The sequence below is a fragment of the Mycobacterium sp. 236(2023) genome, assembly GCF_029623955.1.
In the GTDB taxonomy this organism is placed as follows: Bacteria; Actinomycetota; Actinomycetes; order Mycobacteriales; family Mycobacteriaceae; genus Mycobacterium.
On record NZ_JARSBP010000002.1, the window covers coordinates 521879 to 548484 of the forward strand.

The following is a 26606-nucleotide window of genomic DNA, read 5'->3' on the forward strand; positions in this document are numbered from 1 at the left end:
GAACATGTCTCGCATTGGTAAGCAGCCGGTCGAGGTCCCGTCCGGAGTTGACGTGACGATCGCCGGGCAGAACGTGTCCGTGAAGGGCCCGAAGGGCACGCTGACGCTCGATGTCGCTGAGCCGATTGAGGTTTCGCGCAACGACGACGGTGCCATCGTGGTCAGCCGCCCGAACGACGAGCGTCGCAACCGCTCGCTGCACGGGCTGTCCCGCACCCTGATCGCCAACCTGGTGGAAGGCGTGACCAAGGGCTACACCACGAAGATGGAGATCTTCGGTGTCGGTTACCGCGTGGTGGCCAAGGGCAGCAACCTGGAGTTCGCTCTCGGTTACAGCCACCCGGTGCTGATCACCGCGCCTGACGGTGTCACCTTCGCGGTGGAAACGCCCACCAAGTTCTCGATCTCCGGTATCGACAAGCAGGCTGTCGGCCAGATCGCGGCGAACATCCGCCGCCTCCGTAAGAGCGATCCCTACAAGGGCAAGGGAATTCGCTACGAGGGCGAGCAGATCCGTCGCAAGGTCGGAAAGACAGGTAAGTAGTGATGGCTACCAAGACCAAAACGACAGAGGCCGCCGGGCACGCCCCGGTCGGCAAGAACATCTCCGAAACCCGCCGCACCGCGCGGCTGCGCAGGCACGCACGTCTGCGCAAGAAGGTCGAGGGCACGGCGAGCCGTCCGCGGCTGATGGTCAACCGGTCGGCGCGGCACATCCACGTGCAGCTCATCGACGACCTCGAAGGCGTCACGCTGGCCGCGGCGTCCTCGATCGAGGCCGATGTGCGCGCCGTCGACGGCGACAAGAAGGCCGCCAGTTCGCGGGTCGGCCAGCTGATCGCCGAGCGCGCCAAGGCCGCGGGCATCGAAGAGGTCGTGTTCGACCGCGGTGGGTACACCTACGGCGGACGTATCGCGGCCCTGGCCGACGCTGCACGCGAAGGCGGGCTGAAATTCTGATGACTGTTAACGAGAGGACTGCATAGTGGCCGAGCAGGCTGGCGCCGGTTCGGCGCAGGACAATCGCGGCGGCGGACGCGACGATCGTGGTGGCCGGGGCCGCCGGGACGATCGTGGTGGCCGCGGCGGACGTGACGACCGCGAGAAGAGCAACTACCTGGAGCGGGTCGTCACGATCAACCGCGTCTCCAAGGTCGTCAAGGGTGGCCGCCGGTTCAGCTTCACCGCGCTGGTGATCGTCGGCGACGGCAAGGGCATGGTCGGTGTCGGCTACGGCAAGGCCAAGGAAGTTCCCGCCGCCATCGCCAAGGGCGTAGAAGAGGCTCGCAAGAACTTCTTCCGCGTGCCGCTGATCGGTGGCACCGTGACCCACCCCGTTCAGGGCGAGGCCGCGGCCGGAGTCGTCATGCTGCGTCCGGCCAGCCCCGGTACCGGCGTCATCGCCGGCGGCGCGTGCCGTGCGGTGTTGGAATGCGCCGGGGTGCACGACGTCCTGGCCAAGTCGCTGGGTAGCGACAACGCGATCAACGTGGTGCACGCCACCGTTGCCGCGCTGAAGCTGCTGCAGCGTCCCGAAGAGGTCGCGGCGCGCCGTGGCCTGCCGATCGAGGATGTAGCGCCCGCGGGCATGCTCCGGGCTCGCCGTGAGGCCGAGGCCGTCGCCGCCAGCGCAGCGCGTGAGGGAACGGCTTAACCATGGCAGAGCTCAAAATCACCCAGGTGCGCAGCACCATCGGGGCGCGCTGGAAGCAGCGTGAAACGCTGCGGACGCTCGGGCTGCGCAAGATCCGCCAGTCCGTCGTCCGTGAGGACACCGCCCAGACGCGCGGTCTGATCAAGACCGTGCACCACCTTGTCGAGGTTGAGGAGGTCGCCAAATGAGTGACGTCATCAAGCTTCACGACCTGAAGCCCGCTCCTGGCGAGAAGAAGGCCAAGACCCGCGTGGGTCGTGGTGAGGGGTCCAAGGGTAAGACCGCGGGTCGCGGCACCAAGGGCACCAAGGCCCGCAAGAACGTCCCCGTGATGTTCGAGGGTGGCCAGATGCCGATCCACATGCGTCTGCCGAAGCTCAAGGGCTTCCGTAACCGCTTCCGCACCGAGTACGGCGTCGTCAACGTCGGCGACATCGCCCGGGTTTTCCCCGAGGGCGGCACCGTCGGTGTCGACGAGCTGGTGGCCAAGGGCCTCGTTCGCAAGAACGTCCTGGTCAAGGTGCTCGGCGACGGCAAGCTGGCTGCGAAGGTCGACGTGACCGCGCACAAGTTCAGCGGCAGCGCCCGCGAGGCGATCACCGCCGCAGGTGGCACGGCCACCGAACTCTGATTTGTCAGACGACAAGAACCCCCGCCTCGGCGGGGGTTCTTGCGTTGAGGGGCCCGGCTCGTAACGGCACGACCGCCGAATCCGATCTACACTTCGCCGGGGGATGAGACCGAGGAGCACGCCATGATTCGCCATCGTCGAACTGTCGCCATCGCGATGTTCGCCGCAGGCTTCGCCATGTTCGGGAGCACCGCGACCGCGCAGGCCCAGACACAGGACGAGGCATTCACCAATGCGATGACGCGCCTGGGCATTCCGTTCGGTCCTGAAGAGGACCTGTCGCTGGTCGGGCACAAGGTGTGCGACATGCTCTCCGGTGCGCTCACCGGCAATCCGAACCCGGTTCCCGCGGTGCGCGGCGTGGTGCAGACGCTCGAGGGCAATGCCGACATCACCAAGCAGCAGGCGGTTGGGATGATGCAGGCGTCGTCGTACATCTACTGCCCGCAGTGGGCCAGGATCATCGGGCGCTGACCGCTTCTTCGTCGTCGGTACGCTCGTTTTATGTTCTCTCTGTTGTCCGGGGTGCCCGGGTTCGACGAAGTCCGTCAGATCGTCCGCAAGGTCGACACCGCCCGCCATCAGGGCGTGCCCGACGGCTGCATCCTCGAGCTCGATCTGCAGAGCGCGCCGCCGGAATCCGCGGGCTTCGATCCGATGGCGATCATCAACGGCGCGGGAAAGCCCCTGCTGCTGCGTGAGGCCGTTTCCGCGCTGCATCGCGCGGCGGACGACCCGCGGGTGGCCGGTCTGATCGCCCGCGTCCAGATCGACGCGGCGCCGCCGGGGCCCGTGCAGGAGCTGCGCGAGGCGATCGTCGCGTTCACGGCGAAGAAGCCGTCGCTGGCGTGGGCCGAAACCTACCCCGGCACGCTGTCCTACTACCTGGCCTCGGCGTTCGGCGAGGTGTGGATGCAGCCGTCGGGCACGGTCGGCCTGGTCGGCTTCGCCACCAGTGCGTTGTTCCTGCGGGACGCCCTCGACAAGCTCGGGGTCGAGGCACAGTTCGTCGCCCGCGGCGAATACAAGTCCGCGGCAAATCTTTTCACCCAGGACAGCTACACCGAGGCTCATCGCGAAGCCGACACCGCGCTGATCGACGGGCTGCGCGCGCAGGTGTGGGAGGCGGTGGCTGCCTCCCGCGGTATCGACGTGACGGCCCTCGACGCGATCGCCGACAGGGCGCCGCTGATGCGCAACGACGCGGTGACGGCGGGACTGGTGGACCGCATCGGATTCCGTGACGAGGCCTACGCCCGGATCGCGGAAAAGTCAGGTGCGGAGGGTGTTTCACCGGAGTCCGGCGACGCCGACGGCGACGACGCGCCGTCGCGGCTGTATCTGTCGCGGTACGCGCGGGCCAAGAAGCCGGCGGTTCCCGGCCTGAAGAACACCCCTCGCGTCGCGGTGGTGACGGTCGCCGGTCCGATAGTCGGCGGTCGTGGCGGGCGGCAGTCGCCGCTCGGCGGATCCAACGCCGGCGGCGACACCATCGCCGCCGCACTGCGGCAGGCCGCCGCCGACGACGACGTGGCGGCGATCGTGCTACGGGTCGACAGCCCCGGAGGTGCAGTGTCCGCCTCGGAGACGATCTGGCGCGAAGTCGTGCGTGTCCGCGAGCGGGGCAAGCCGATCGTGGCGTCGATGGGTTCGGTGGCCGCCTCGGGTGGCTACTACGTGTCGATGGCCGCCGACGCGATCGTCGCCAACCCGGGCACCATCACAGGCTCCATCGGCGTCGTCACCGGCAAGTTCATCGCCAGGGATCTGAAGGACCGGCTGGGGGTCGGCTCGGATTCGGTGCGCACCAACGCCAATGCCGACGCGTGGTCGATCAATGCGCCGTTCACCGAGGAGCAGCACGCCCACGTGGTGGCCGGGGCCGACGAGATCTACACCGACTTCGTCGAGCGGGTCGCCGAGGGGCGCAACATGACGGTCGAGGCGGTCGAGCAGGTCGCGCGGGGCAGGGTGTGGACGGGTGCCGACGCGCTCGACCGTGGTCTCGTCGACGAGTTGGGTGGCCTGCGTACCGCGATCAAGCGGGCGAAGGCGTTGGCCGGGATCGACGACGATGTCAAGGTCGAGCTGGCGCACCTGCCCGGCTCTTCGATGTGGGACGTGTTGCGGCCCAAGCCTTCTTCGCAGCCTGCGGCGGTATCGCTACCGGATCTGTTGGGCGCCATGGCGGTCCGCTCGGCACTGGGGGTGGTCGACCAGACGCAGCGGTCACTCACCGGCGTCAACGTGTTGTGGTTGGGGGAGACCCGCTACTGACCGAGGTGTTCGGCCAGGCGCTCCACCAGCTGCGCGGGTTGGTCCTCCGGCAGGAGATGGCCTCCGTCGTCGATCCACGTCAAGCCCCGGTTCGGAATGCGCTCGGCGATCCATTCCCCGTGCGGCGCAGGAAGAATGCGATCTTCACGGCCCCACGCCAACGTCACCGGAATGTCGACGGTGCCCAACAGGGCTTCGTATTCGGCGGTGTCGCTCTGGCTGAGTTGCCGGTACTGGCGGTAGAACGCCGCCTGGCCGTCGGTGCCCAGCCACGGGGCCAGGTAAGTGTCGAGGACACCATCCCGGTAACCGGCGTGGGTGCCGTTGCGCAGATGCGCGGTGACGAGTGCTTCGTGGGCATAGGCCGGCAGCTGTTCGAACACGTCGTGGTGTTGCCGGATGAGACCGAACAGCCCGTGCTCCCAGGTGCCTCCGGTGACGGCGTCGAACAGGAAAAGGTCTGAGAATCGGGCGTTTTCGAGGAGCAGCGCGCGCAGCACGATTGCGCCGCCGATGTCGCAGGCGACCACGCTGGGGCGGTTGAGTTTCCACTCGGCCAGCAGTTCGGCGAAATTGCGGCCCTGTGCCGCGAGGGTGAGGTCCTGGCCCTCGTGCTTGTCGGACTGCCCGTACCCCAGGTGATCGAAAACGTAGACCCGCCGGCCGAGCCGAGCGAGGGCCGGTGCGATATCGCGCCACAGGAACGACGAGTACGGCGTTCCGTGAACGAGGACGACCGGCGGGCCGTCACCGAAGCAGTCCCAGCGGACGGCCCCGCCGCCGAGGTCTGTTGCTTCCGTCAAGGTCCATGTCGTTCGCGTCGGATCCACCTCCGCCAGTGTGCCGGATGCTAGGCGCGGACCTCGTCGGGTTGCAGCCATTCGGTGGGCCGCAGCAGCACCACTTCGGGGACGATGCACGCCGTAGACAGCCGCGTGGTCATCCGCACGACCTCGGCGACATCCCGCGGGCTGATCATGGCAGGAGCGGCGATCTGGTCGCGGTAGGCGTCGGCCATCGGGGTGTCGACCAGCCCGGGGCACAGGGCGGTCGCCTTGATGCCCGACGTCGCGAGCTCGTCGTGGAGTGCCTCGGTGAATCCGACGACGGCGAACTTCGTCGCTGAATACGACGACAACGTCGCCTCACCGCGCTTGCCCGCGTTGGATGCGGTGTTGACGACCTGGGCGGAACCGCGCTCTTGCACAGCCTCTTTCAGCAGCGGCAGGCACTTGCTCGTCAACAGCACCACCGCGCGCACGTTGACCGCCAACTGGGCGTCGAGCAATTCTGCCGTGATGTCGGCGACGGTGCTGTTGCCGGCGACCCCGGCATTGTTCACCAGCAGGTCGAGAGATCCCAATGCTTCGGTGTGTGCGTCGACGATCTGATCGAGGAAGCCTTCGTCGGCCAGCGATCCGGCCACGGTGGACACCTCGGGACCAGGCTGCGCGCGCAGCGATTCGGCCGCGACGTCGAGCTTGCCCGGGCTGCGCGACACCAGGGTCAGCGCGAAGCCCTCCTCGCGGAGAACCTGTGCGATGGCGAGGCCGATGCCGCTCGAAGCTCCCGTGACGATGGCGCTGCGTGGCTTATTGGTCATCCGACGATTGTGCGTGTCAGGACGCGGTGTCGCGCGGCGAGCTCGGTTCCAGCAGCGCCCGAACGGCATTGCGGGATCCGAACGGTCGCAGCATCTGGCTGGCGGGCCGTGTCCGGACATTCAGCGGCCACCAGAACCAGCGCCCGAGCATCGCGGCGATCGACGGCGTCATGAAGGAGCGAACAATCAGCGTGTCGAAGAGCAGACCGAGCCCGATCGTTGTGCCGATCTGCCCGAGCACCACCAGATCGCTGAAGATGAACGACGACATCGTCGCCGCGAACACCAGCCCGGCCGCCGTCACCACCCCACCGGTGCCTGCCATCGCCCGGATGACGCCCGTCTTGAGCCCGGCGCCGATCTCCTCCTGGAACCGGGAGATCAACAACAGGTTGTAGTCGGCCCCCACCGCCAACAGCAGGATGATCGCCAGCGCCAGCACGATCCAGTACAGCTCTATCCCGAAGATGTACTGCCACACCAGAACCGACAACCCGAACGAAGCTCCGAGCGATAATGCGACCGTGCCGACGATGACGAACGCCGCGACGAGGCTGCGGGTGATGAAGATCATGATCAGCAGGATCAGCGCCATCGCCGCCATCGCGACGATCAGCAGGTCGTACTTGGCGCCGTCCTGAATGTCCTTGTACGTCGACGCGGTTCCCGCGACGTAGATCTTGGCATCCGACAGCGGCGTGGCCTTGATCGCGTCGAAGGCCGAGTTCTTGATCGCATCGATATGTGAAATACCCTCGGGCGTCGCGGGATTGCCCTCATGGGTGATGATCATGCGGGCGGCCTTGCCGTCGGGCGACATGAACAGTTTCAGCCCGCGCTGGAAATCGGGGTTGTCGAACGCCTCCGGCGGCAGATAGAACGAGTCGTCGTTCTTGGCGTCATCGAAGGCCTGCCCCATCGCGGTCGCGTTCTCCAGCGCCTCCTGGCTCTGATTGTTGGTGCCGGTCGTGGTGGCGTAGTTGGACAGGATCAGGTCGCGGTTGCGTTCCTGGATCGCGATCTGTGGTGGGAGCAGAGCGAGCAGTTGGGGCTGCAGTGCGTCGAGTTTGTCGAGGCTCGCCGTGATCGTGGTGAACTGCTCACTGAGCTGGCTGATTCCGTCGATCGCGTCGAACACCGACCGCAGGGCCGCACACATCGGGATGTCGAAACAGTGTGGCTCCCAATAGAAGTAGTTGCGGATCGGCCGGAACTGGTCATCGAAGTTGGCGATCTTGTCGCGCAGGTCGTTGACGATCGTCACGGTGTCGTGGAACGCCTGCGTCTGATCGTGGGTGGCCGCGGCGCTGGCCTGCTGCAGTGTCAGTTGCTGCCGCAGGATGTCGACGGTGTTCGTGATCTCGTTGGCCTGCTTGAGCAGATCCGCGCCGCGGTCCTGCTGGTAGCTCAGGTTCATGATCTGACTGGCACTCTGGGCGCTGATCTGGAACGGGATGGAGCTGTGGCTGATCGGCGTGCCGAGGGGCCGCGTGATCGACTGCACCAGATTGACGCCGGGAGTGTGCAGCACGCTCTTGGCGATGCGCTCCAAAATCAGCATGTCGGAGGGATTGCGCATGTCGTGATCGGATTCGACCATCAGCAGCTCGGGGTTGAGCCGGGCCTGGGAGAAATGCCGTTCGGCGGCGGCGTAACCCTCGACCGCGGGCGCGGAGTCGGGCAGGTACGGACGGGCGTCGTAACTGGTCTTGTAACCGGGCAGCGCGACCAGGCCGATGACGGCGATGATGCACGACACGACGAGGATCGGGCCCGGCCACCGCACGATCGCCGTGCCGATGCGTCGCCATCCGCTGGCGCGCACCTTGCGTTTTGGCTCCATCAGCCCGAACCTGCTGGCGATCAGCAGGACGGCCGGACCCAGCGTGAGTGCCGCTGCCAGCGTGACGAGGACGCCGATGGCGGCGGGGATGCCCAGAGTCTGGAAGTACGGCAACCGGGTGAAGCTCAGGCAGGCCACCGCGCCGGCGATCGTCAGGCCCGAGCCGACGATGACGTGCACCGTGCCGCGGTACATGTCCTGATAGGCGGCTGTTCGATCCAGCCCCCTGTTGCGGGCCTCGTGGTAGCGGCCGACGACGAAGATCGCGTAGTCGGTGCCCGCCGCGATGGCCAGTAGCGTCAGCAGGTTGGTGGCATACGTGGACAGCCCGATGACGCCGGCATCGGCGAGCGCCGCGACGACTCCGCGGGCCGCGGCGAGCTCGATGAGGACGGTCACGAGCATGAGCAGCGTCGTGACGATGGATCGGTAGACGACGAGCAGCATGACCGCGATGACGAGGAACGTGATGCCGGTGACCTTGTGGGTACCCGCGCTGCCCACCTCGAAGTTGTCGGTGATCAGCGGGGCGGCCCCGGTGACGTAGGCCCGCAGTCCCGGCGGCGGCGGGTTGTCGGCGACGATCGTGCGGACGGCGTCGACGGACTCGTTGGCCAGGGCCTCGCCCTGGTTGCCGGACAGGTACAGCTGCACGAGTGCGGCCTTGCCGTCCTTGCTCTGCGACCCGCCCGCGGTCAGCGGATCACCCCAGAAGTCCTGGATGTGCTGGACGTGCTTGGTGTCCTCGCCGAGCTTCTTGACCAGTCCGTCGTAGTACTCGTGGGCTTGCGCGCCCAGCGGCTGGTCGCTTTCGAGGACGATCATCGCAGCGCTGTCGGAATCGAACTCGTCGAAGACCTGGCCGATGTGGCGCATCGCCATGATCGACGGAGAGTCGGCGGCGTTCATCGACACCGAACGCTCGGCCCCGACGACTTCCAGTTGGGGCGCAATGATATTCGACACCGCGGCGACGGCGATCCACAGCAGCAGGATCGGGACGGCCAGCCGGCGGATCAGGTTGCTCATGCGGTCTTGTCCAGGCACGAGATGTAGCCGTTCACGTTCGATGTCGACCTTTCGTCCTTGACGACGCCGTCGACGGTGATGCGGCAGCCGATGGTGTCGCCGTCGCCCTGGGCGCGCAGGTCGGCGAACAGGGTGGGCTCGTCGGTGGTCAACGTGTGCGACCACGGCAGCGTCGTGTTGTCGACGCGTTGGGGCTGGGCGTTCTCGTCGAGGAAGTTGACGGTGGCGGTCGAGCCGGGGGAGCCGAACACCTCGAGTAGGACTTCTTTGGGGTCGAAGCCGGTGTTCTCCAGGGCGTCGGCGCCGAGTTTCTGGACGACGTTGTCGGACCCGAAGATGCCGTGGAGGCGGAAGATGCCGAAGCTGACAACGGCGACGACGAGGACCGCCACGAGCGACGCCCAGTGCCGTCGCATCACCTTGCCAGCCGAAAAACCACTCACCCGAATGCCTTTCGAAGTCCGGTTCTGGCGCACCGAATCAGAACGGTACGGTACCGTACTCACTGGCGCAACTGTTCCGATCAGCGCCTTCGAAGGTGGAGATGTGTCCGACTGGACGACCAGGGAAGCCGAGCTGTTGGCGGTCACGCTGCAACTACTGCAGCAACACGGCTACGACCGGCTGACCGTGGATGCGGTCGCGATGCAGGCCAAGGCGAGCAAGGCGACGGTGTACCGGCGCTGGCCGTCGAAGGCCGACCTGGTGCTCGCCGCCTTCATCGAGGGAACCCGGGGCGCGAACTCGCCGCCGAACACCGGGTCGCTGAGGGGTGATCTGCTCGCGGTCGGCGCGACGGTGTGCAGGCAGGCCCGCGAGCACGGCAGCACGATGCGGGCGGTACTCAACGAGATGTCGCACAGCCCCCGGTTGCGCGACGCCATGCAGCACGAGTTCATCGACCAGCGCAGGCGGGTGATGCAGTCGGTCCTCGCCGACGCCGTGGCACGCGACGAGATCGACGCCGGTGCGATCGACGACGAGATCTACGACTTGCTACCCGGATATCTGGTGTTCCGGGGGTTGGTGTCACCGCGGACGCCGACGGAGGAGACCGTCAGGGTCCTCGTCGACGACGTGCTGTTGCCTAGCCTGGGTTACCGCGCTCCAACGTCGCACTGACGTAGACGATCTCGCCGAGCGGGTCCGTCTCGTCGGTGACCGGCGGCGCCGTCCGGCCGTAGCGCTCGAACAACTCCAGGCGCGGCGCACCGGTGACGGTCCAGCCCGTGCCGCTCAGATACTCCATGACATGGCTGCGCGCCCCGGCGTACACCAGCGACGGCATATCGAGATCGAGGCCGTGCTCGCGCAGCGGTTCGGACAGTGCGCTCACCTTCGTCGCGTCGAAATCGATGATGCCGGGGGCATATTCGGTGGCGATGGAGCTGCCCGGCGCGGACAGCGCAGTGATGCGGTCGAACAGCGCGTCCTGCGCTTCGGGCGGCAGGTAGATCAGCAGTCCCTCGGCCAGCCAGGCGGTGGGCTGCGACGAGTCGAATCCGGCATCTCGCAATGCCGTAGGCCAATCCTCGCGAAGGTCGATCGCGACCGGACGATGCGTCGCCGTCGGCTGGGCGCCGAGGCCGCTCAGTGTCTGCGTCTTGAACGCGATGACCTTCGGCTGGTCCAGCTCGTAGACAACGGTGCCCGCCGGCCACGTCAGCCGGTACGCGCGTGCATCCAGCCCGGAGGCCAGGATCACCACCTGGCGGACACCTGCGGCCGTCGCCGCCGCGCAGCAGTCGTCGAAGAACTTGGTGCGCACCGCCATTCCGTCGATCATCGCTTGCACACGCTCGGCCGAACTGTCGGGGAACTGCGACGTGTCGATCTCGCCGTCGAGCAGCTTCGTGAAGAACTCGATGCCGACGGCGCGCACCAACGGCTCGGCGAACGGGTCGTTGATCAGCGGGTCGGGATCCGCACTGGCCGCAGCCCTGCCCGCCGCAACCATCGTCGCCGTCGCCCCCACGCTGGAAGCCAGATCCCAGGAATCGTCTGCGGTCCGCGCCACGGCTGCTATCCCAACGTCGCTGTGAGGTAACCGGAATCGCCGACCATCGCCTGTAGCGAATCGTCGACCGGTTCGAAGCCGTACGCGACGTAGGCCTGCGAGCTGGTCAGCACCTCGGTCCGCCAACCCTGGGCGCGAAGGTGATCGGCGGCGCTGGCGCGCGGGCCGTTGTAGAACAGCTCCTCGAGGTTGATGTCGCTGCCATGCCTGCGGGCCCGCTCGGTCATCGCCCTGGCCCAGTCGCCGGTCAGCGCCTTGACGTCCATGTGTTCGGTGGCCAGGCGGCTGCCGGGCGCGCTGAGGGCGCAGATGTTGTCCAGCAGCCGGTCCTGCGCCTCGGGCGGCAGATAGATGAGCAACCCCTCGGCGATCCACGCCGTCGGCGCCGAGGGCTCGAAACCTGCCTCCCGCAACGCTTTCGGCCAGTCCTCGCGCAGATCGATCCCGACGGTCCTGCGCTCCGCTGTGGGCGGTGCTCCGGCATCGGCGAGGACCCGGGTCTTGAACTCGATGACGGGCGGCTGGTCGATCTCGTAGACGACGGTGCCCGCGGGCCACGCCAGCCGGTATGCGCGGGTGTCGAGCCCCGAGGCCAGGATGACGGCCTGCCGGATACCGGCGGCGCACGCGTCGGTGAAGAAGTCGTCGAAGAAGCGGGTGCGCACCGCGATGTGACTCTTCATCTGGTCGGCGCCGAAGAGCGGATCGCCCTCGAAGTTGATGTCGCCCTTGGCGACCTGCACGAAGTGCGGGATTCCCACAGCCTCGACGAGGAGTTCGGCATACGGATCGTGGATCAGTGGATCGGGGCCGCGGCTCGCGAACGCCCGCGACGCGGCCACCGATGTCGCGGTGGCGCCGACGCTTGAGGTCAGGTCCCAGGTGTCTCCATCAGTGCGTGACATCGGTGTTCCTTTCGGGGAGAGCTGCGGTGAGTGCCATCGAATCACGCAGTGCAGCAAGGCTTTCAGGAGCGTGGAACTGCCGGCCGTACTTGGCGAACACGTCCGGTCGGGCCTGGGCGCCGACCTGCCAGCCCAGCGCTCCCAGATAGTCGGCCGGGGGAGTGCGTTCCCCGGTGTGGAACAGGCTCGCCACGTCGAGATCAAGTCCCTGGTCCTGAAACTGGTCCCGCAGGGCGCGGCTGCGTTCGCCGATGCTGGCCCCCGCGTCGGGGTGGTACTCGGTGGCGAGCATGCTGCCCGGTGCGCTGAGGTCGGTGATCTCGTCGAACAGCCGGTCCTGCGCGTCGGGCGGTAGATAGACGAGCAACCCTTCGGCGATCCACGCGGTCGGCACGGAGGCGTCGAACCCGGCCTCACGCAATGCGGTGGGCCAGTCGTCGCGCAGGTCGACCGCGACGGTGTGCAGTGGCGCCGCCGGCTTCGCGCCCAACGCGGCCAGCGTCGCCGTCTTGAACTCGATGACGGCAGGTTGATCGATCTCGAACACGGTGGTGCCCGTCGGCCAATCCAGCCGGTAGGCACGCGAGTCCAACCCGGACGCGAGGATGACGGCCTGCCGGATGCCGGCGGCCCACGAATCTGCGAAGAAGTCGTCGAAGAACCGCGTCCGGACCGCCATCACGTCCGTCATCAACGAGGCCGCCCCGGAATCGTCCCCGGAGGAGTAGTCGATCTCGCCGTCGACGACCTTGGTGAAGAACTCGATCCCGACGGCGCGCACCAGCGGCGCGGCATAGGGGTCGTCGATCAGCGCCTCGGCTTCGCGGCTGGCGACGGCGCGCGCGGCGGCGACCATCGTCGCCGTCGCCCCGACGCTGGACGCGAGGTCCCAGGTGTCACCCTCGGTACGCGCCATCCGTGCCTCCTTGAAGCCGTGTGTCCTCTACTTGGCGGCGCTGACGTAGACGACGTCGGCGAAGCCCTCGTCGCTTTCGAGAGGTTCGAGTCCGTAACGCACCAGAAGATCGTTGGTCGGGGTGCCCTCGACTGTCCAGCCCCCGGTGCGCAAGTACTCGGTGACGTCGTTGCGGTCGCCGAGAAACACCAGCTCGGAGAAGTCGAGGTCGAAGCCGTGGCTGCGCCAGCGGTCCGTCGACTCCTTCATCTTCTCCCGCATCTCGTCGTGGTCGACGTCGTTATGGGAGGGAACGGCCTCGACTGCCAGACGGCTTCCGGGCGCGCTGAGCTCGCCGATGGTGTCCAGCAGCCGGTCCTGTGCATCCGGCGGCAGGTAGCCCAGCAGTCCCTCGGCGATCCACGCGGTCGGCGCGCTCGCATCGAAGCCCGCCTCGGCCAGCGCCGAGGGCCAGTCGTTGCGCAGATCGATCGCGACGGTCTTGAGGTTCGTCGACGGGGACGCCCCCAGGCCGGCCAGCGTGGTGGCCTTGAACTCGATGACCTCGGGCTGGTCGATCTCGAACACCGTCATGTCGGCGGGCCACGTCAGGCGGTAGCCGCGGGCGTCCAACCCGGAGGCGAGGATGACGGCCTGTCTGATCTTTTCTGGTCCCGCGCTCACTGCGGCGGCGAAGAAGTCGTCGAAGAACCGCGTGCGCGCGGCCATGCCGTCGGCGAAGCGGTTCATCCCGACCGGCGATTCGCCGGACTCGGTCGTGTCGAGGTCGGCAGGGGTCAGGTCGCCGCTCGCGAGACGGGTGAAGAAGTCGACGCCGACGGCGCGCACGAGCGGCTCGGCGAACGGGTCGTTGATGACGGGTTCCTCGGCCCTGGTGGCTACCGCGCGGGCAGCGGCGACCATCGTCGCGGTGGCTCCTACGCTGGAGGCGAGGTCCCAGGTGTCATCTGCGGTGCGGGGCATGTCCTGTCCTTTTTAATTAGGTGACTTAACAACTCTCGCCACCGTACGCGCCGAAACTGAGCATCGACTGAGACTGCATGATTCGGGCCAACGAGAATGCAACTGTTAGTCTCGTAGACTGTTTGAACGCGTGACTTGCGCAGGTCGTTTGGCCTGCTCGCGCCGTCTCGCACACGACTTAACCGACGCTGGTCACGCCAGCCCCATGAGCACGCCGCGACCTAAGCGCTCGGCCGTGCAGGAGGAAAGAGTGCTCTCGGCTTTCATCTCGTCCCTGCGGACAGTCGATCTGAGGCGAAAGATCCTGTTCACGCTGGGCATCGTGATCCTCTACCGGGTCGGTGCCTCCATCCCATCCCCCGGCGTCAACTACCCCAACGTGCAGCAGTGCATCGCGCAGGTCAGCGGCGGCGAATCGGGTCAGATCTACTCGCTGATCAACCTGTTCTCCGGCGGCGCGCTCCTGCAGCTCTCGGTGTTCGCGGTGGGCATCATGCCCTACATCACCGCCAGCATCATCGTGCAGCTGCTCGGCGTCGTCATCCCGCGCTTCGAACAGCTCCGCAAGGAGGGCCAGGCGGGCCAGACCAAGCTCACGCAATACACCCGCTACCTCGCGATCGCGCTGGCGATCCTGCAGGCCACCAGCATCGTGGCGCTCGCCGCCAACGGCGGGCTGCTGCAGGGCTGCTCGCTGGACATCATCCAGGGCCAGGGTGAGGGCCTCAACATCTGGACGCTGGCCGTCATCGTCATCGTCATGACCGCCGGGGCCGCGCTGGTCATGTGGATGGGCGAGCTCGTCACCGAGCGCGGCGTCGGCAACGGCATGTCGCTGATCATCTTCGCCAGCATCGCCTCGGCGATCCCCGGCGAGGGCAAGAACATCCTCGACAGCCGCGGTGGCATGGTCTTCGCGCTGGTCTGCGTCGCGGCCCTGGTCATCGTCATCGGCGTCGTCTTCGTCGAGCAGGGCCAGCGCCGGATTCCCGTCCAGTACGCCAAGCGCATGGTCGGCCGCAAGATGTACGGCGGCACGTCGACCTACCTGCCGCTGAAGGTCAACCAGGCCGGCGTCATCCCGGTCATCTTCGCGTCGTCGCTGATCTACATCCCGCACCTGATCACCCAGCTCATCACCAGCGGCAGCTCCACCCCCAGCACCGGCTGGTGGCAGACGTTCGTCGCCGACTACCTGACCGACCCGAGCAGCCCGGTCTACATCGCGATCTACTTCGGCCTGATCATCTTCTTCACCTACTTCTATGTCTCGATCACGTTCAACCCCGAGGAACGTGCCGACGAGATGAAGAAGTACGGCGGCTTCATCCCCGGCATCCGCCCGGGCAAGCCGACGGCCGAATACCTGAGCTTCGTCCTGTCCAGGATCACCCTGCCGGGCTCGATCTACCTGGGCGTCATCGCCGTTCTGCCGAACCTGTTCCTGGAGATCGGCAACACCGGTTCGGTGCAGAACCTGCCGTTCGGCGGTACTGCTGTCCTCATCGCTGTCGGCGTCGGCCTCGACACCGTCAAGCAAATCGAAAGCCAGCTGATGCAGCGCAACTATGAAGGGTTCCTCAAGTGAGAATCGTGTTGTTGGGACCGCCCGGCGCGGGCAAGGGAACGCAGGCCCAGAAGCTGGCCGAAAAGCTCGGGATCCCGCAGATCTCCACCGGCGACCTGTTCCGCTACAACATCAGCAACAACACCGAGCTGGGCGTCGAGGCCAAGAAGTACCTCGACGCCGGCGATCTGGTCCCGGCCACCCTCACCAACGCGCTGGTCGACGACCGACTCAACGACGACGACGCCAAAGAGGGATTCATCCTCGACGGCTTCCCGCGCTCGGTCGAGCAGGCCGAGGCGCTCGCAGGGATGCTGGAGAAGCGGGGCCTGGCGCTCGACGCCGTCATGGAGTTCCGGGTGCCGGAGGAAGAGCTGGTCGACCGCCTCAAGGGCCGCGGCCGTGCCGACGACACCGAGGACGTCATCCGCAACCGGTTCAAGGTGTACCGCGACGAGACGGCCCCGCTGCTGGACTTCTATTCCGACGACCTCAAGACCGTCGACGCCGTCGGCGAGCTCGACGAGGTGTTTGCCCGCGCGCTGAAGGCGCTCGGCCGCTAGCGGTCGCCCATGGTTTCTCTGCCCGGCCTGCGCAGCCGCAAGGTCGTTCCCCAACGCACCGCGGGGGAACTCGACGCCATGGCGGCCGCGGGAGCACTCGTGGCCGCCGCCCTCACAGCGGTCCGCGCCGCGACTGCGCCGGGAGTGAGCACTCTGGACCTCGACGCGGTCGCCGAAGCGGTGATCCGCGACGGTGGCGGCACTCCGTCCTTCCTCGGCTACCACGGCTTTCCCGCGACGATCTGTTCGTCGGTCAACGACCGCGTCGTGCACGGCATCCCCACCGCCGACGATGTGCTCGCCGCGGGCGACCTGGTGTCGATTGACTGCGGGGCGATCCTGGACGGCTGGCACGGCGACTCCGCCTTCACCTACGGCGTCGGCGACCTGATTCCCGCCGACGAGGCGCTGTCCGCTGCGACGCGGGATTCCATGGAGGCCGGCATCGCCGCGATGGTGCCAGGCAACCGGCTGACCGACGTCTCTCATGCCATCGAACAGGGCACCAAGGCCGCCGAGATCCGCTACGACCGCAAGTTCGGCATCGTCGCGGGATACGGCGGCCACGGCATCGGGCGCGAGATGCACATGGATCCGTTCCTCGCCAACGAGGGCTCGCCGGGACGCGGGCCGTACCTGGCCGTCGGCTCGGTGCTGGCCATCGAACCCATGCTCACCCTCGGAACCCGCAAGACGGCCGTCCTCGACGACGGTTGGACCGTCGTCACCACCGACGGATCCCGCGCGGCGCACTGGGAGCACACCGTCGCGGTCACCGACGACGGGCCCCGGATTCTCACCGCTCGGTGAACTGAAAGCTCGCTGTCTCCGTATTACCTAGCGGAGGATGACAGCAGTGAACCACCGGGACGACCCCGAGGCCGCGGTGATGCGGGCGCTCTACAACGAGCACGCCGCCGCGTTGTGGCGCTATGCGTTGCGACTCACCGGCGACCGCGCACGGGCCGAGGACGTGGTGCAGGAGACACTGCTGCGCGCCTGGCGGCATCCCGATGTCACCGCCGACGTCGACCGGTCGGCGAGGGCATGGCTGTTCACAGTGGCGCGCAACATGATCATCGACGAACGTCGAAGTGCCCGGCACAGGCATGAGACGGGGGTACCCGATCCGGAGCAGGTCTCCGATCTGGCGTCACCCGACGAGGTGGACGGTGCGCTGGACCGGATACTGCTGGGCACCGCATTGCGACAACTGTCCGATGAGCATCGAGCCGTGGTGCGTCGGGCGTACTACCAGGGCTGGACCACCGCGCAGATCGCAGCCGATCTGCAGATCCCGGAAGGCACCGTGAAATCCCGGCTGCACTACGCCATGCGGGCCTTGCGGCTCGGCCTACAAGAGATGGGGGTGACTCGATGATGAGTGATGACACCTACCGGACGTGGGACGCCGCCTACGTATTGGGCGCGCTGTCCAGCGATGAACGCCGTGAATACGAAGCGCATCTGGAAGCCTGCACCCGGTGCCGCACGGCGGTCGCCGAACTCGGCGGGATGCCGGCGCTGCTTTCGATGCTCGACCTCGACGAGGTGATGGCGCTCGACGACGAAGAACCCGACCCGCCGCTGCGACCCGAGGTGCTCACCTCGGTGATCGACCGTGTCGGCGCGCGCAGGCGCCGGGCCCGCTGGATGACGTCGACGGCCGCCGGGGTGGCCGCCGTGCTGCTGGCCATGGCGGTGGTGGTGGCGTTGCGGCCCGAGATCTTCGGGTTGCACAGGGCGCGCACGCAGCAGACGTCGGCACAGATGCTGGACATGGAGAAGGTGTCCCAGACGCCGATCAACGCGAGCATCGCGTTGACCGGTTACGGCTGGGGCACGCGTATCGACATGGAATGCTCCTACGGCGAGTGGGGACAGAGCGCCCAAGCGGTCAAGCCGCAGGACCTCGGCATGGTCGTGGTCGGTCACGACGGCAGCCGCGCACAGATCGCGACGTGGCTCGGCCTGTCCGGTGCGACAGCGCTGCCCAGTGGTACCACCCCGATGAACATGGGCGAAATCGCTGCGGTGCAACTGGTTTCGACGGCCGACGGGAAAGTGCTGCTTGAGAAAGACCTGTGAATCCGGAATCCAGGTGAACCGACCCTCCTAGAGGTCTCGTGTCACCGGTATGGAAGTCAGGTCGGGCGAAGGCATCCGCGTCGTCGATCACATCGTCGACCATCTGGCCGCACACGGTGTCAGGCATATCTTCGGCGTCGACGGCGCCAACATCGAAGACCTCTATGACGCAGCGTATTTCCGCGATGACATCACGGCGGTCCTGACCAAGCACGAGTTCTCGGCGGCGGCCATGGCGGACGGTTACCGCCGCAGCGGAGGGCCGATCGCCGTCGTCGCGGCGACCTCGGGTGGCGGATGTCTCAATACCCTTGCTGGACTGGGTGAATCGCTGGCCAGCCGCGTTCCTGTCCTGGCGCTGATCGGCCAGGCTCCGACCCCGCTCGACGGCCACGGGTCCTTCCAGGACACCAGCGGCGACAACGGCGCCCTGGACGCAGTGGCACTGTTCTCCGCCGTCTCGCGCTACTGCCGCCGGATACGGACCGCACAGGAGATTCTCACTGCGTTACCCGAAGCGCTCGCCGAAGCTGAACGCGGGGGTCCCGCGGTGCTCCTACTGCCCAAGAATATTCAGCAGACCGCGATCGAGGACGCCCACTGGACGGACGGAAAGCGTCGCAGGCCAGTGTGTTCGGACGTCACCGCCGTTGCCGAGGCACTGCTGAGCACCACGGGGCCGGTCACGATCATCGCGGGTGAGCAGGTGGGCGCCGACGACGCGCGTCTGGAACTGATGCGGCTGGGCACGGCGCTCCGCGCGCGGGTGGTCACGGTGCCCGACGCCAAGGACGTCGCAGAATCGCCCATCGGGGTGTCGGGGGTGATGGGGCATCCCAGTGTCGTCACCGCGGTCGCGCAGAGCGCGGTCTGCCTGCTGCTCGGCACGCGGATGTCGGTCACGGCGCGGGCCGGACTCGACGGTGTCCTGACGACGGTGCCGACACTGTCGATCGGGTCTGCGCCGCCGTATCTTCCGTGCGCACACGTCCACAGCGAAAACCTCCGCGCATCGCTCTCGGCATTGTTCGAAGCGGTCCGACGGTCGCGGCGCGCCGTTCCGGCACCCCTGCCGCGCAGGGAGTTACAGCCCCCTCCTGCCGAGGGGCCCGGGGTCCGCTACCGCGCCGCGATGCGCATCATGGACGAGGCCATCCCGGACGGCTGCGACATCGTCGTCGACGCGGGCAACATCGGCGCCTCCGCCATCCACTACCTGCCCGCACGCCGGGACGGGCGGTTCCTCGTCGCGCTCGGCATGGGCGGGATGGGATACAGCTTCGGGGCGGGAATCGGCGTCTCGTTCCACCGCGGCCGCCGTACCGTCGTCATCGCCGGTGACGGCGCCTTCTTCATGCACGGCATGGAGATCCACACCGCGTTGCAGTACCGGTTGCCGATCACGTTCTGCCTCTTCGACAATCACGCTCACGCCATGTGTGTGACCCGGGAACAGCAGTTCTACGGAGACCGCTACAGCTACAACCGATTCGGCCCCAGCCGGCTCGGCGCAGGTCTGGCCGCGATGTTCCCCGGCCTGACCGCCCTCGACGTGTCCGATGTCGACCAGTTGCCCGCGGCGCTGCGCGTCGCCCTCGATCATGACGGCCCCGCCGTAGTGGCCGTCGACTGTTCACCGGACGAAATTCCGCCGTTCGCCGCGTTTCTCACCACGAAAGAGGATTCTCATGTCGCTGCCCGTACTTGACGATATCGACGAGCTCATCAGGATCGAGACGTCGCCCAGGGAGAAGGCCACCCCGATCATCATGGACATGATGCGGTCGGTCTACCCGCACGACGACGTGTTCGGCACCTACTGCACCGTCAACGACTACATCGCCTGTCCTCCCGACGAACTGTTCGAGTACCTCTCCGACACAAGGTCTCTCGAAGAGTGGACGTACAGCCTGCGCGGGTTCACACCCACCGACGAACCGGGGTTGTGGCTGGCCCACGACCGGCTGGGCGCAGGACCTACCGGGCCGGGCAGCGCGATCTACACGCGCACCGTCGCCAACCGCGATGCGCTGACCGTCGATTATCACTGCGCATGGGACCAGGGCAAGCACCTGTGGATGATCTACCTGATGCGCATCGTCGACGCTCAGGTGGTGTTCGACAAACCGGGATCGGTTGTGCTGTGGACGAATTGCCACCATCCGTTCTACGACCACAACCCCTATCCGGAGACGGCCCCGCCGAACAGGGCGGTGTGGGTGGGAGACTTCTGGGACATGTTCGGCCCCGGCCACCTGCTGGAACTGAAGAACCTCAAGGCGATCGCCGAATACCGCCACCGCAACGGACAGTCCATCACCCCCGGATGGATGCGATGACGATGAACAACGCCGTGAGTCTCGTCGACGTGTCGGTGCATCTGCCCGGCGAACCGATCGGTGCCGAGTACTACGCGCAGTTCGCCGAGACCGACGAACTGCGCGACAACGTCATGTTCCGGGCACCCCGCTACCGGCACCACGTGGATCCCGAGACGACGGCCGTCGACATGGCCGAGCGGGCCGCCGAAGGCCTGATCGCGCGGCACGGTCAGGATGTCGTCAGTGGCGCCGACATCCTGATCACGCACACCCAGCTGCCCGACGTGCCGTTCTACGGCGGTGGTGGGGGAATGGCGCATCGCCTTGGCATGAAACCGAATTGGGTGATCGACCTGCACAACGGCGGGTGTGCGGCGTTCCTCCTGGGCATGAAACTCGCCCGCAACCTGCTGGCCTCCGGAGAAGGCCGCACGGCGCTGATCGCCGTCGTGCAGAATGCCGCGGGGCAGATCTTCGAGCAGCCGACGATCCGCCGTCGTGCGCAGTCCTCGGTGCCCGGCGACGGCGCCGCGGTGGGGCTGGTCACGGTCTCGGACGAGTCGCCGATCCTCGACGTCGAATGCCGCACGTACGGGGAGTATGCGGGCGACATGACGATCGCCGTCGACCCGCCCAGGAAATGGTGGCAGGCCGGTCCCGGTGAAGGCTGCATCGGCTTCACCGAAAGCAAGATCACCAAGGTGCTCGCTCGCGGCAACCGCCAGGTTCCCGAGGTCAGCTACGCGGTGTGCGATCGAATCGGCCTGTCACCCAAGGACGTCGACCTGTTCGTCACCAATCAACCGAACCGCGCGTTCCTGCGCAACTGGCGCGACGCCCTCGAGCTGCCCGCCGAACGCCACGTCGACACGTTCGACCAGTGCGGCAACCTGTTCGCCGCAGGCATCCCCGTCAACCTGGACCGCGCCGTCTCCGACGGCCGGGTCGAGCGGGGCGACACCGTACTGATGGCGGCCTTCGCGCATGCCGGTGATTTCGCGGGTGCCGCCGCTGTCCAGTGGGGCGGGCGGGGCTGATGGCCGCAGGAGTTGCACTCGCCGACGCTGTCGCCGCCCTGCCAGCAGCGGTCAACCCACTGGCGTTGTCGCTCAACGAATGTCCCTTCCCGCCGCTACCCGCGGTGCGCGCCGCGCTCGCCACATCACTGGATTCCCTCAACCGGTATCCGGAGTTCCTGCCGCAGCGCCTGCGGTCGGTGATTGCTCGCCGGCTCGGCGTCGCCGACGACCAGGTGGTCATCGGGGTCGGGGCGACGGGTGTGATCATGCAGGTGCTGCAAGCGGTGACGACGCCTGGCGACACGATGGTGATGTCATTCCCGACGTTCGACGGCTATCCGATCTTCGCGCAGATGGCACGGCTGCGATCGGTCACCGTGCCCTTGGATGCGCACGGCCGCCACGACCTCGACGCGATGGCCGACGCCGTGGCGGGGCGTGCCCGTGTGGTCATCGTGTGCCGGCCGCACAACCCGACCGGAACGATCGACCCCATCGACGAACTCGAACGATTTCTGTCGCGGGTGCCGTCGGACACCGTGGTGATCCTCGACGAGGCCTACGCCGAATTCCTGGCGCCCGAACACCGCATCGACGCGATCGATCTCGTGCAGCGGTTCGACAATGTCGTCGTGGTCCGGACGTTCTCGAAGGCCTACGGGCTGGCCGGGTTGCGGGTGGGGTACGGCTTCTGCGCGCCCGCCCTGGGCCGGAGGCTGTGGACGATGCAGCTGCCGTTCGGCATTCCGCTCGCGGCGACCGTCGCGGTGGCGGCGTCCTTCGAGGCGGAAAGTCAGCTGCGGCAGCGGATCCGGACCATCACCGCCGAACGGCGACGGTTGCATGTACGGCTGCGCACGATGGGGGTGTACAGCACCGACGCGCACGCGAACTTCGTCTACCTGCCCGCCGGCAAGCTGCCCTGGCCGCACGTGTTCAACGACACCGGCCTCCAGGTACGCCACTACGCCAGTGGCGGCGTCCGGATCACCGTCGGATCGCGGGCATCCACCCGCGCGGTGGTCCGCGCTGTCGGTGAGGCAATCGAGTAAGGCTTTGCGGTAAGAAGACATGTGTGGCATCCGAGCGGCGCGACCCGATCGCGACGGCGCGTGCCAACTGGGAGCGCTCCGGGTGGGGTGAGGTCGCCGACGGCATGGTCGCGGTGACGTCGGTGATGCGGGCCCACCAGATCCTGCTCGCGCGCGTCGAAAACGCGTTGCGCCCCTACGACCTGAGCTTCTCGCGGTACGAGCTGCTGCGGCTACTGGCGTTCAGCCGCACCGGGGCACTGCCCATCACGAAAGCATCCGACCGGCTGCAGGTGCACGTCACCAGCGTCACCCACGCCATCCGGCGGCTGGAATCCGACGGTCTCGTCGAGCGGCTGCCGCACCCCACCGACGGCCGCACCACATTGGTGCAGATCACCGATTTGGGCCGCTCCACCGTCGAGGATGCGACCGTCACGCTGAACAAGGACGTCTTCGGCGACATCGGGATCACCGACGAGCAGTCCCGCACGCTGGCCACCGCGATCGAGACACTGCGCCGCAGCGCCGGCGACTTCTAACTGCTTCGAGCCAGCGGGATCGTCGCGGTCACGGCGGTGCCGTTGCCCGGGCGCGACCGGATGTTCAGTCTGCCCCCGACTATCTCGGCGCGCTCGGCCATGGACAGCAGCCCGTAACCGCCCATCTCGTCGCTGCCCAGCGGATGCTCCAGCGTGTCGAACCCGACGCCGTCGTCGACGATCTCCAGCCGGGCGACGTCTCCGGTGTCGGATCTCTCGACGGAGAACGTGAGCTTGGCCTTGTCGGCGCGTGCGTGCTTGACGACGTTCTGCAGGCATTCCTGCGCGATGCGGTACAGCGCCAACTCGATGTGGTCGGGTACGCGGTCCTCGGCCAGCGTGACCTCGATGCCGATCTGCGGGATCGACCGGGCCAGGCTCGCCAGCCCACCGGACAGGCCGAGGTCGTCGAGCACCGGCGGCCGCAGCCCGCTGATCGCGGCGCGGGCCTCCTGCAGCGTCAGATCGGCGAGTTCGCGTGCCCGGTCGAGCTGTTCGGTCAGCGCCGCGCGGTCGTCCGGATTCTTCGCCGCCTGTGCGGCCGCGTCGAGCCGGTAGGACAGCGTGACGAGCCGCTGCGAGATGCCGTCGTGGATGTCGCCGGCCAGCCTGCGGCGCTCCAGCTCCTGGGCCTCGATGACCTGCTCGACGAAATTTTCGTGCGCCCGTTCGCGGGCCACCAGCTGGCGGTGCATCCGGGCTTGATGCATGGCGCCGGCGATCAGCCGACCGATGACGAGCAGGATCTCGACGTCGCGCGCACCGAACTCGCGCTCGGCGACGGTGTGCACGTTGAGCACGCCGACCAGCCCGCCGGGGTCCGTCTCCATCGGAACCGACACCATCGACGTGAAATCGCGGCCGCGCAGCGAGCTGAACGGTAGGTAGCGCGGGTCGGACTCCTTGTCCTTCCTGATCACCACCGGCTCGTGGTGACTCGCCACCCAGCCCGAGATGCCTTGTCCCAGAGGAAGTCTGATCTTGCCGACCTCGGCGTCGAACGGGGGCGTCGCCCCGGCCAGCGTCAACGACCGTTCCGTGTCGTCGAGGACGTGCACGAAGCACACGTCGCTGTCGGTGGCCGCGGTGATCATCCGGGCTGCCGCGGCGGCGAGCGGTTCGACGCCCGGCCCGCTGGAGGCGGCCTGGATGAGCTCGCGCAGCAGGGCCAGCTCGCGATCGGCGGTCAGCAGCGGCCGGTTCACTGGAAGATCCCTTCGCGCAGCGCGGTCGCCACCGCTCCGGTGCGGTCGCTGACGTTGAGCTTGCGGTAGATCGAGCTCAGGTGCGTCTTGACCGTCTCGTCGCCGATGACCAGCTTCGCGGCGATCGCCCGGTTGGGCAGTCCGTTGACGACCAGCTCCAGGATCTCGCTCTCCCGCTGGGTGAGGCCTTGGCGGGCGCCCGGCCATTCCACGACGCGGGACGCCATAGTCGGGTCGATCGCGGTCTGGCCGCCGTGCACGAACTCCAGCTGCCGGACCAGCTCCTCGCTGCTGATGCTCTTGAGCAGGTATCCCGACGCGCCCACCCGCAACGCCTGGAAGAGGTACTGCTCATCGTCGTACACCGACAGCATCACGATCTTGCGGTCCGGGTAGCGCTTGCGCAGCTGCTGGCACACGTCCAGCCCGCTGGATCCCTGCATCCGGACATCGCAGAGCACGATGTCGGGGTCCAGGTCGGCGACCACGCTCATCACCCGGTCCGCACCGACCGCCTGGCCGACCACGGTGACCCTGTCGCCGAACGCGGCAAGCATCGCCTTGAGGCCTTCGATGACCATCTCATGGTCATCTACCAGCACTATTCGCACCGGAGCGCCGCCCGCCATGGCCCCACTGTAAGGAATCCCCCACATGGGGGAGGCGCTTGGGGTGTGACGTAGGCCACCATTTGATTCGTGCAGCCCACACAGCAGAAAGCATGGCGTGCCGGACGGTTCTGGTGGGATTGGCCGTCTCCGGCGCAGCCGCAGCCACTCACGAAGCTCAGTGCGGTCATCGTCGATCTCGATGCCCTCGCCGATGTCGAGAGCGCAGGCCACCGGCGGGCGTTCAACGCCGCCTTCGCCGCGCTGGGGCTCGACATCGCCTGGTCGGAACCTCGATACCGGCAGCTCCAGGCGCTGGCCGACGAACGTCGGCGGGTCGCCGCCGAACTGCGCAAACGCGGCGTCAGCAGCGAATGCGACGTCCTGGCCGAGTTGCTCGTCGACGAGATCTGCGCGACCAAGGCGATGATCCTCGACGAGACGATCCTCGACGCGGACATCGCCGCGCGACCGGGCATGGTCGACCTGCTGACCGAGGCCTACGGCGCCGGCGTCGGAGTCGGCATCGTCAGCTCCGGCAGCCACGGCTGGGTGGAGCCGTTGGTACGCCAACTGATCGGAGAGGGCATCGCCGGCGCGGTGGTGACCACCGACGACGTGCCGCGCAAAGAGCTCTACGCGGCAGCGCTGGCCGAACTCGGCGCACCGGTCAACGACTCACTTGCGTTCGCGGGGTCGCAGGCGAGTCAGCGCATAGCCACCGCCACCGGTCTGGCGACGGTGCTGGTCGAAGGTGACAGTGCCGGTGGGGGAGCCCCGCTGCGAGTCGCCGACTGCCAGCGCGCGCACGACGCGTGGTGGGAGACCCATCCGAGGCCGACGGCTGCCTGACCCCTGAAGCCGGCGCCGGCGTCGAATCTGAACCTTTGCGTGTGATCTCCCCGGTTTCTCGCCAACTACTTCAGATTCGGCGCCGGTGTCTCTATCCGCGCAGTGCTTCGATGACGGCGCTGAAGTCCTTGTCCGCGTGGTCCTCATTGAACTTGCCGTAGATCTCGGCGGCGTGTGTGCCAAGCGGTGCCTTCGACCCGGTCGACGTGACGGCGGCCATCGCCAGCCCGAGGTCCTTGTTCATCAGCGCCGTCGCAAAGCCCGGCTTGAAATCGTTGTTGGCCGGCGACGTCGGAACAGGGCCCGGCACTGGGCAGTTGGTGTGCACCGACCAGCAGTTTCCCGTCGCGCCGGTGATCACGTCGAACAGCGACTGCGCCGGCAGCCCGAGCTTCTCGGCGAGCACGAACGCCTCGCCGATCGCGATCTGCTGCACCGCGAGCACCATGTTGTTGCACAGCTTCGCGGCCTGCCCCGCGCCCGAGGCGCCGCAGTGAATAATCTTGCCCGCCATGGGTTCGAGCACCGGCTTGGCGCTCTCGAAAGCATCGTCGTCGCCGCCGACCATGAACGCCAGGGTGCCTGCCGCGGCCCCCTTGATGCCGCCGGAGACGGGGGCGTCGAGCTGCGCGAGACCGTGCTCCTTGGCCTGGCCGTGGATGTCGCGGGCGTCGTCGACCGAGATGGTCGACGTGTCGATCAGCAGCGCGCCGGACTTCGCCTTGGGCAGGATCTCGGCGTAGGCGGCCTTGACGATCGCGCCGTTGGGCAGCGACGTGATGATCACATCGGCGTCGGCGACCGCGTCGGCGCCGCTGTCGAACACGCTGGCGCCGTTGGCCTTTGCGGCCTCCTTGAGCGCAGGAACCGGGTCGAAACCGTGCACGGTGTGCCCGGCCGACACCAGGTTCGCGGCCATCGGGCCACCCATGTTGCCCAGCCCCAGGAACGCGATCGTCGTCATGTTCTGTT

General features: G+C 67.2%; 30 protein-coding genes. 19 read left to right on the plus strand and 11 right to left on the minus strand.

The features are described from left to right. Positions 1–4 precede the first annotated feature (4 nt). From rplF to sppA, 7 genes are all read left to right on the plus strand, one after another. Entirely contained in the window at positions 5–544 is a 540-nt protein-coding gene (gene rplF / locus P9A17_RS05035) for a 50S ribosomal protein L6 (protein WP_278037490.1), read from the plus strand. 2 nt (positions 545–546) lie between these two features. Then, positions 547–960, plus strand: coding sequence for a 50S ribosomal protein L18 (gene rplR, locus P9A17_RS05040; RefSeq protein ID WP_278037491.1), 414 nt, complete (start codon positions 547–549; stop codon positions 958–960). Positions 961–985: 25 nt separating this feature from the next. Beyond that, on the plus strand, positions 986–1654 hold the full coding sequence (gene rpsE / locus P9A17_RS05045; RefSeq protein ID WP_278037492.1) for a 30S ribosomal protein S5: 669 nt from the start codon (positions 986–988) through the stop codon (positions 1652–1654). Positions 1655–1656: 2 nt separating this feature from the next. Beyond that, a complete protein-coding gene (rpmD, locus tag P9A17_RS05050; protein WP_278037493.1) occupies positions 1657–1842 on the plus strand; it encodes a 50S ribosomal protein L30 in 186 nt (61 codons plus the stop codon). Beyond that, positions 1839–2285 (plus strand): 50S ribosomal protein L15, encoded by a 447-nt coding sequence (gene rplO, locus P9A17_RS05055; RefSeq protein WP_278037494.1) that lies wholly within the window; start codon positions 1839–1841, stop codon positions 2283–2285. Before rpmD ends, rplO begins: the two co-directional genes overlap by 4 nt. A 123-nt stretch (positions 2286–2408) precedes the next feature. Beyond that, on the plus strand, positions 2409–2759 hold the full coding sequence (locus P9A17_RS05060) for a DUF732 domain-containing protein (protein WP_278037495.1): 351 nt from the start codon (positions 2409–2411) through the stop codon (positions 2757–2759). A 30-nt stretch (positions 2760–2789) separates the two neighbouring features. Beyond that, positions 2790–4562: a signal peptide peptidase SppA gene (gene sppA / locus P9A17_RS05065; protein ID WP_278037496.1), complete on the plus strand. Its 1773-nt coding sequence runs from the start codon at positions 2790–2792 to the stop codon at positions 4560–4562. Here the strand turns inward: sppA and P9A17_RS05070 are convergent. The 4 genes from P9A17_RS05070 to P9A17_RS05085 are packed head-to-tail and all read right to left on the minus strand — an operon-like array spanning position 4556 to position 9453. Further along, complete coding sequence (locus P9A17_RS05070) at positions 4556–5392, minus strand: alpha/beta hydrolase (RefSeq protein ID WP_278037497.1); 837 nt, start codon at positions 5390–5392, stop codon at positions 4556–4558. The two genes, sppA and P9A17_RS05070, sit on opposite strands and share 7 nt — an antisense overlap. Positions 5393–5412: 20 nt before the next feature. Next, complete coding sequence (locus P9A17_RS05075; protein WP_278037498.1) at positions 5413–6165, minus strand: SDR family oxidoreductase; 753 nt, start codon at positions 6163–6165, stop codon at positions 5413–5415. A 16-nt stretch (positions 6166–6181) separates the two neighbouring features. Then, positions 6182–9037 carry an MMPL family transporter gene (locus tag P9A17_RS05080; protein ID WP_278037499.1) on the minus strand — a complete coding sequence of 952 codons (2856 nt, stop codon included), beginning with the start codon at positions 9035–9037 and terminating at the stop codon, positions 6182–6184. After that, a complete protein-coding gene (locus P9A17_RS05085; RefSeq protein ID WP_278037500.1) occupies positions 9034–9453 on the minus strand; it encodes an MmpS family transport accessory protein in 420 nt (139 codons plus the stop codon). The genes P9A17_RS05080 and P9A17_RS05085 overlap by 4 nt, the downstream gene beginning before the upstream one ends. A 130-nt stretch (positions 9454–9583) precedes the next feature. Between P9A17_RS05085 and P9A17_RS05090 the strand changes: the two genes are divergently transcribed. Continuing rightward, positions 9584–10159 (plus strand): TetR/AcrR family transcriptional regulator, encoded by a 576-nt coding sequence (locus P9A17_RS05090; RefSeq protein ID WP_278037501.1) that lies wholly within the window; start codon positions 9584–9586, stop codon positions 10157–10159. On the opposite strand, the gene P9A17_RS05095 is transcribed toward P9A17_RS05090, so the two are convergent. Genes P9A17_RS05095 through P9A17_RS05110 form a run of 4 tightly spaced genes read right to left on the minus strand, consistent with a single transcriptional unit; the run spans position 10125 to position 13838 of the window. Beyond that, positions 10125–11054: a class I SAM-dependent methyltransferase gene (locus P9A17_RS05095; RefSeq protein WP_278037502.1), complete on the minus strand. Its 930-nt coding sequence runs from the start codon at positions 11052–11054 to the stop codon at positions 10125–10127. The two genes, P9A17_RS05090 and P9A17_RS05095, sit on opposite strands and share 35 nt — an antisense overlap. A gap of 5 nt (positions 11055–11059) precedes the next feature. Further along, entirely contained in the window at positions 11060–11959 is a 900-nt protein-coding gene (locus P9A17_RS05100) for a class I SAM-dependent methyltransferase (protein ID WP_278037503.1), read from the minus strand. After that, a complete protein-coding gene (locus P9A17_RS05105) occupies positions 11946–12875 on the minus strand; it encodes an SAM-dependent methyltransferase (protein ID WP_278037504.1) in 930 nt (309 codons plus the stop codon). Before P9A17_RS05105 ends, P9A17_RS05100 begins: the two co-directional genes overlap by 14 nt. Positions 12876–12902: 27 nt before the next feature. After that, positions 12903–13838: a class I SAM-dependent methyltransferase gene (locus P9A17_RS05110; RefSeq protein ID WP_278037505.1), complete on the minus strand. Its 936-nt coding sequence runs from the start codon at positions 13836–13838 to the stop codon at positions 12903–12905. 250 nt (positions 13839–14088) lie between these two features. Here P9A17_RS05110 and secY point away from each other — a divergent pair, with 250 nt between their 5' ends. From secY to P9A17_RS05160, 10 genes are read left to right on the plus strand one after another with little or no spacing between them, the layout of a single operon-like run. After that, positions 14089–15426, plus strand: coding sequence for a preprotein translocase subunit SecY (gene secY / locus P9A17_RS05115; protein WP_278038610.1), 1338 nt, complete (start codon positions 14089–14091; stop codon positions 15424–15426). Further along, positions 15423–15968: an adenylate kinase gene (locus P9A17_RS05120; RefSeq protein ID WP_278037506.1), complete on the plus strand. Its 546-nt coding sequence runs from the start codon at positions 15423–15425 to the stop codon at positions 15966–15968. The genes secY and P9A17_RS05120 overlap by 4 nt, the downstream gene beginning before the upstream one ends. Before the next feature lie 9 nt (positions 15969–15977). After that, positions 15978–16778: a type I methionyl aminopeptidase gene (map, locus tag P9A17_RS05125; RefSeq protein ID WP_278037507.1), complete on the plus strand. Its 801-nt coding sequence runs from the start codon at positions 15978–15980 to the stop codon at positions 16776–16778. 37 nt (positions 16779–16815) lie between these two features. Continuing rightward, the gene (locus tag P9A17_RS05130) at positions 16816–17349 is read left to right on the plus strand and encodes a sigma-70 family RNA polymerase sigma factor (RefSeq protein WP_278037508.1); all 534 of its coding nucleotides are present in this window, start codon (positions 16816–16818) and stop codon (positions 17347–17349) included. Further along, a complete protein-coding gene (locus P9A17_RS05135; protein WP_278037509.1) occupies positions 17346–18056 on the plus strand; it encodes a zf-HC2 domain-containing protein in 711 nt (236 codons plus the stop codon). Before P9A17_RS05130 ends, P9A17_RS05135 begins: the two co-directional genes overlap by 4 nt. A gap of 49 nt (positions 18057–18105) precedes the next feature. After that, positions 18106–19764, plus strand: a complete 1659-nt coding sequence (locus P9A17_RS05140) for a thiamine pyrophosphate-binding protein (RefSeq protein ID WP_278037510.1) — start codon at positions 18106–18108, stop codon at positions 19762–19764. Then, positions 19745–20395, plus strand: a complete 651-nt coding sequence (locus P9A17_RS05145; RefSeq protein WP_278037511.1) for an SRPBCC family protein — start codon at positions 19745–19747, stop codon at positions 20393–20395. The genes P9A17_RS05140 and P9A17_RS05145 overlap by 20 nt, the downstream gene beginning before the upstream one ends. Further along, complete coding sequence (locus tag P9A17_RS05150; protein WP_278037512.1) at positions 20392–21414, plus strand: 3-oxoacyl-[acyl-carrier-protein] synthase III C-terminal domain-containing protein; 1023 nt, start codon at positions 20392–20394, stop codon at positions 21412–21414. The genes P9A17_RS05145 and P9A17_RS05150 overlap by 4 nt, the downstream gene beginning before the upstream one ends. Continuing rightward, positions 21414–22448, plus strand: a complete 1035-nt coding sequence (locus tag P9A17_RS05155; protein ID WP_278037513.1) for an aminotransferase class I/II-fold pyridoxal phosphate-dependent enzyme — start codon at positions 21414–21416, stop codon at positions 22446–22448. Before P9A17_RS05150 ends, P9A17_RS05155 begins: the two co-directional genes overlap by 1 nt. Before the next feature lie 23 nt (positions 22449–22471). Continuing rightward, positions 22472–22969, plus strand: coding sequence for a MarR family transcriptional regulator (locus tag P9A17_RS05160; protein WP_278037514.1), 498 nt, complete (start codon positions 22472–22474; stop codon positions 22967–22969). Here P9A17_RS05160 and P9A17_RS05165 read toward each other — a convergent pair. Together P9A17_RS05165 and P9A17_RS05170 are read right to left on the minus strand one after the other, a co-directional pair. Continuing rightward, on the minus strand, positions 22966–24174 hold the full coding sequence (locus P9A17_RS05165) for a GAF domain-containing sensor histidine kinase (protein WP_278037515.1): 1209 nt from the start codon (positions 24172–24174) through the stop codon (positions 22966–22968). The genes P9A17_RS05160 and P9A17_RS05165 overlap by 4 nt on opposite strands. Further along, complete coding sequence (locus P9A17_RS05170; protein WP_278037516.1) at positions 24171–24803, minus strand: response regulator transcription factor; 633 nt, start codon at positions 24801–24803, stop codon at positions 24171–24173. The genes P9A17_RS05165 and P9A17_RS05170 overlap by 4 nt, the downstream gene beginning before the upstream one ends. 69 nt (positions 24804–24872) lie before the next feature. Between P9A17_RS05170 and P9A17_RS05175 the strand changes: the two genes are divergently transcribed. After that, positions 24873–25634: an HAD family hydrolase gene (locus P9A17_RS05175; protein ID WP_278037517.1), complete on the plus strand. Its 762-nt coding sequence runs from the start codon at positions 24873–24875 to the stop codon at positions 25632–25634. A 91-nt stretch (positions 25635–25725) separates the two neighbouring features. Here P9A17_RS05175 and mmsB read toward each other — a convergent pair whose 3' ends face one another. After that, positions 25726–26598 carry a 3-hydroxyisobutyrate dehydrogenase gene (mmsB, locus tag P9A17_RS05180; RefSeq protein ID WP_278037518.1) on the minus strand — a complete coding sequence of 291 codons (873 nt, stop codon included), beginning with the start codon at positions 26596–26598 and terminating at the stop codon, positions 25726–25728. Between the last annotated feature and the right edge of the window lie 8 nt (positions 26599–26606).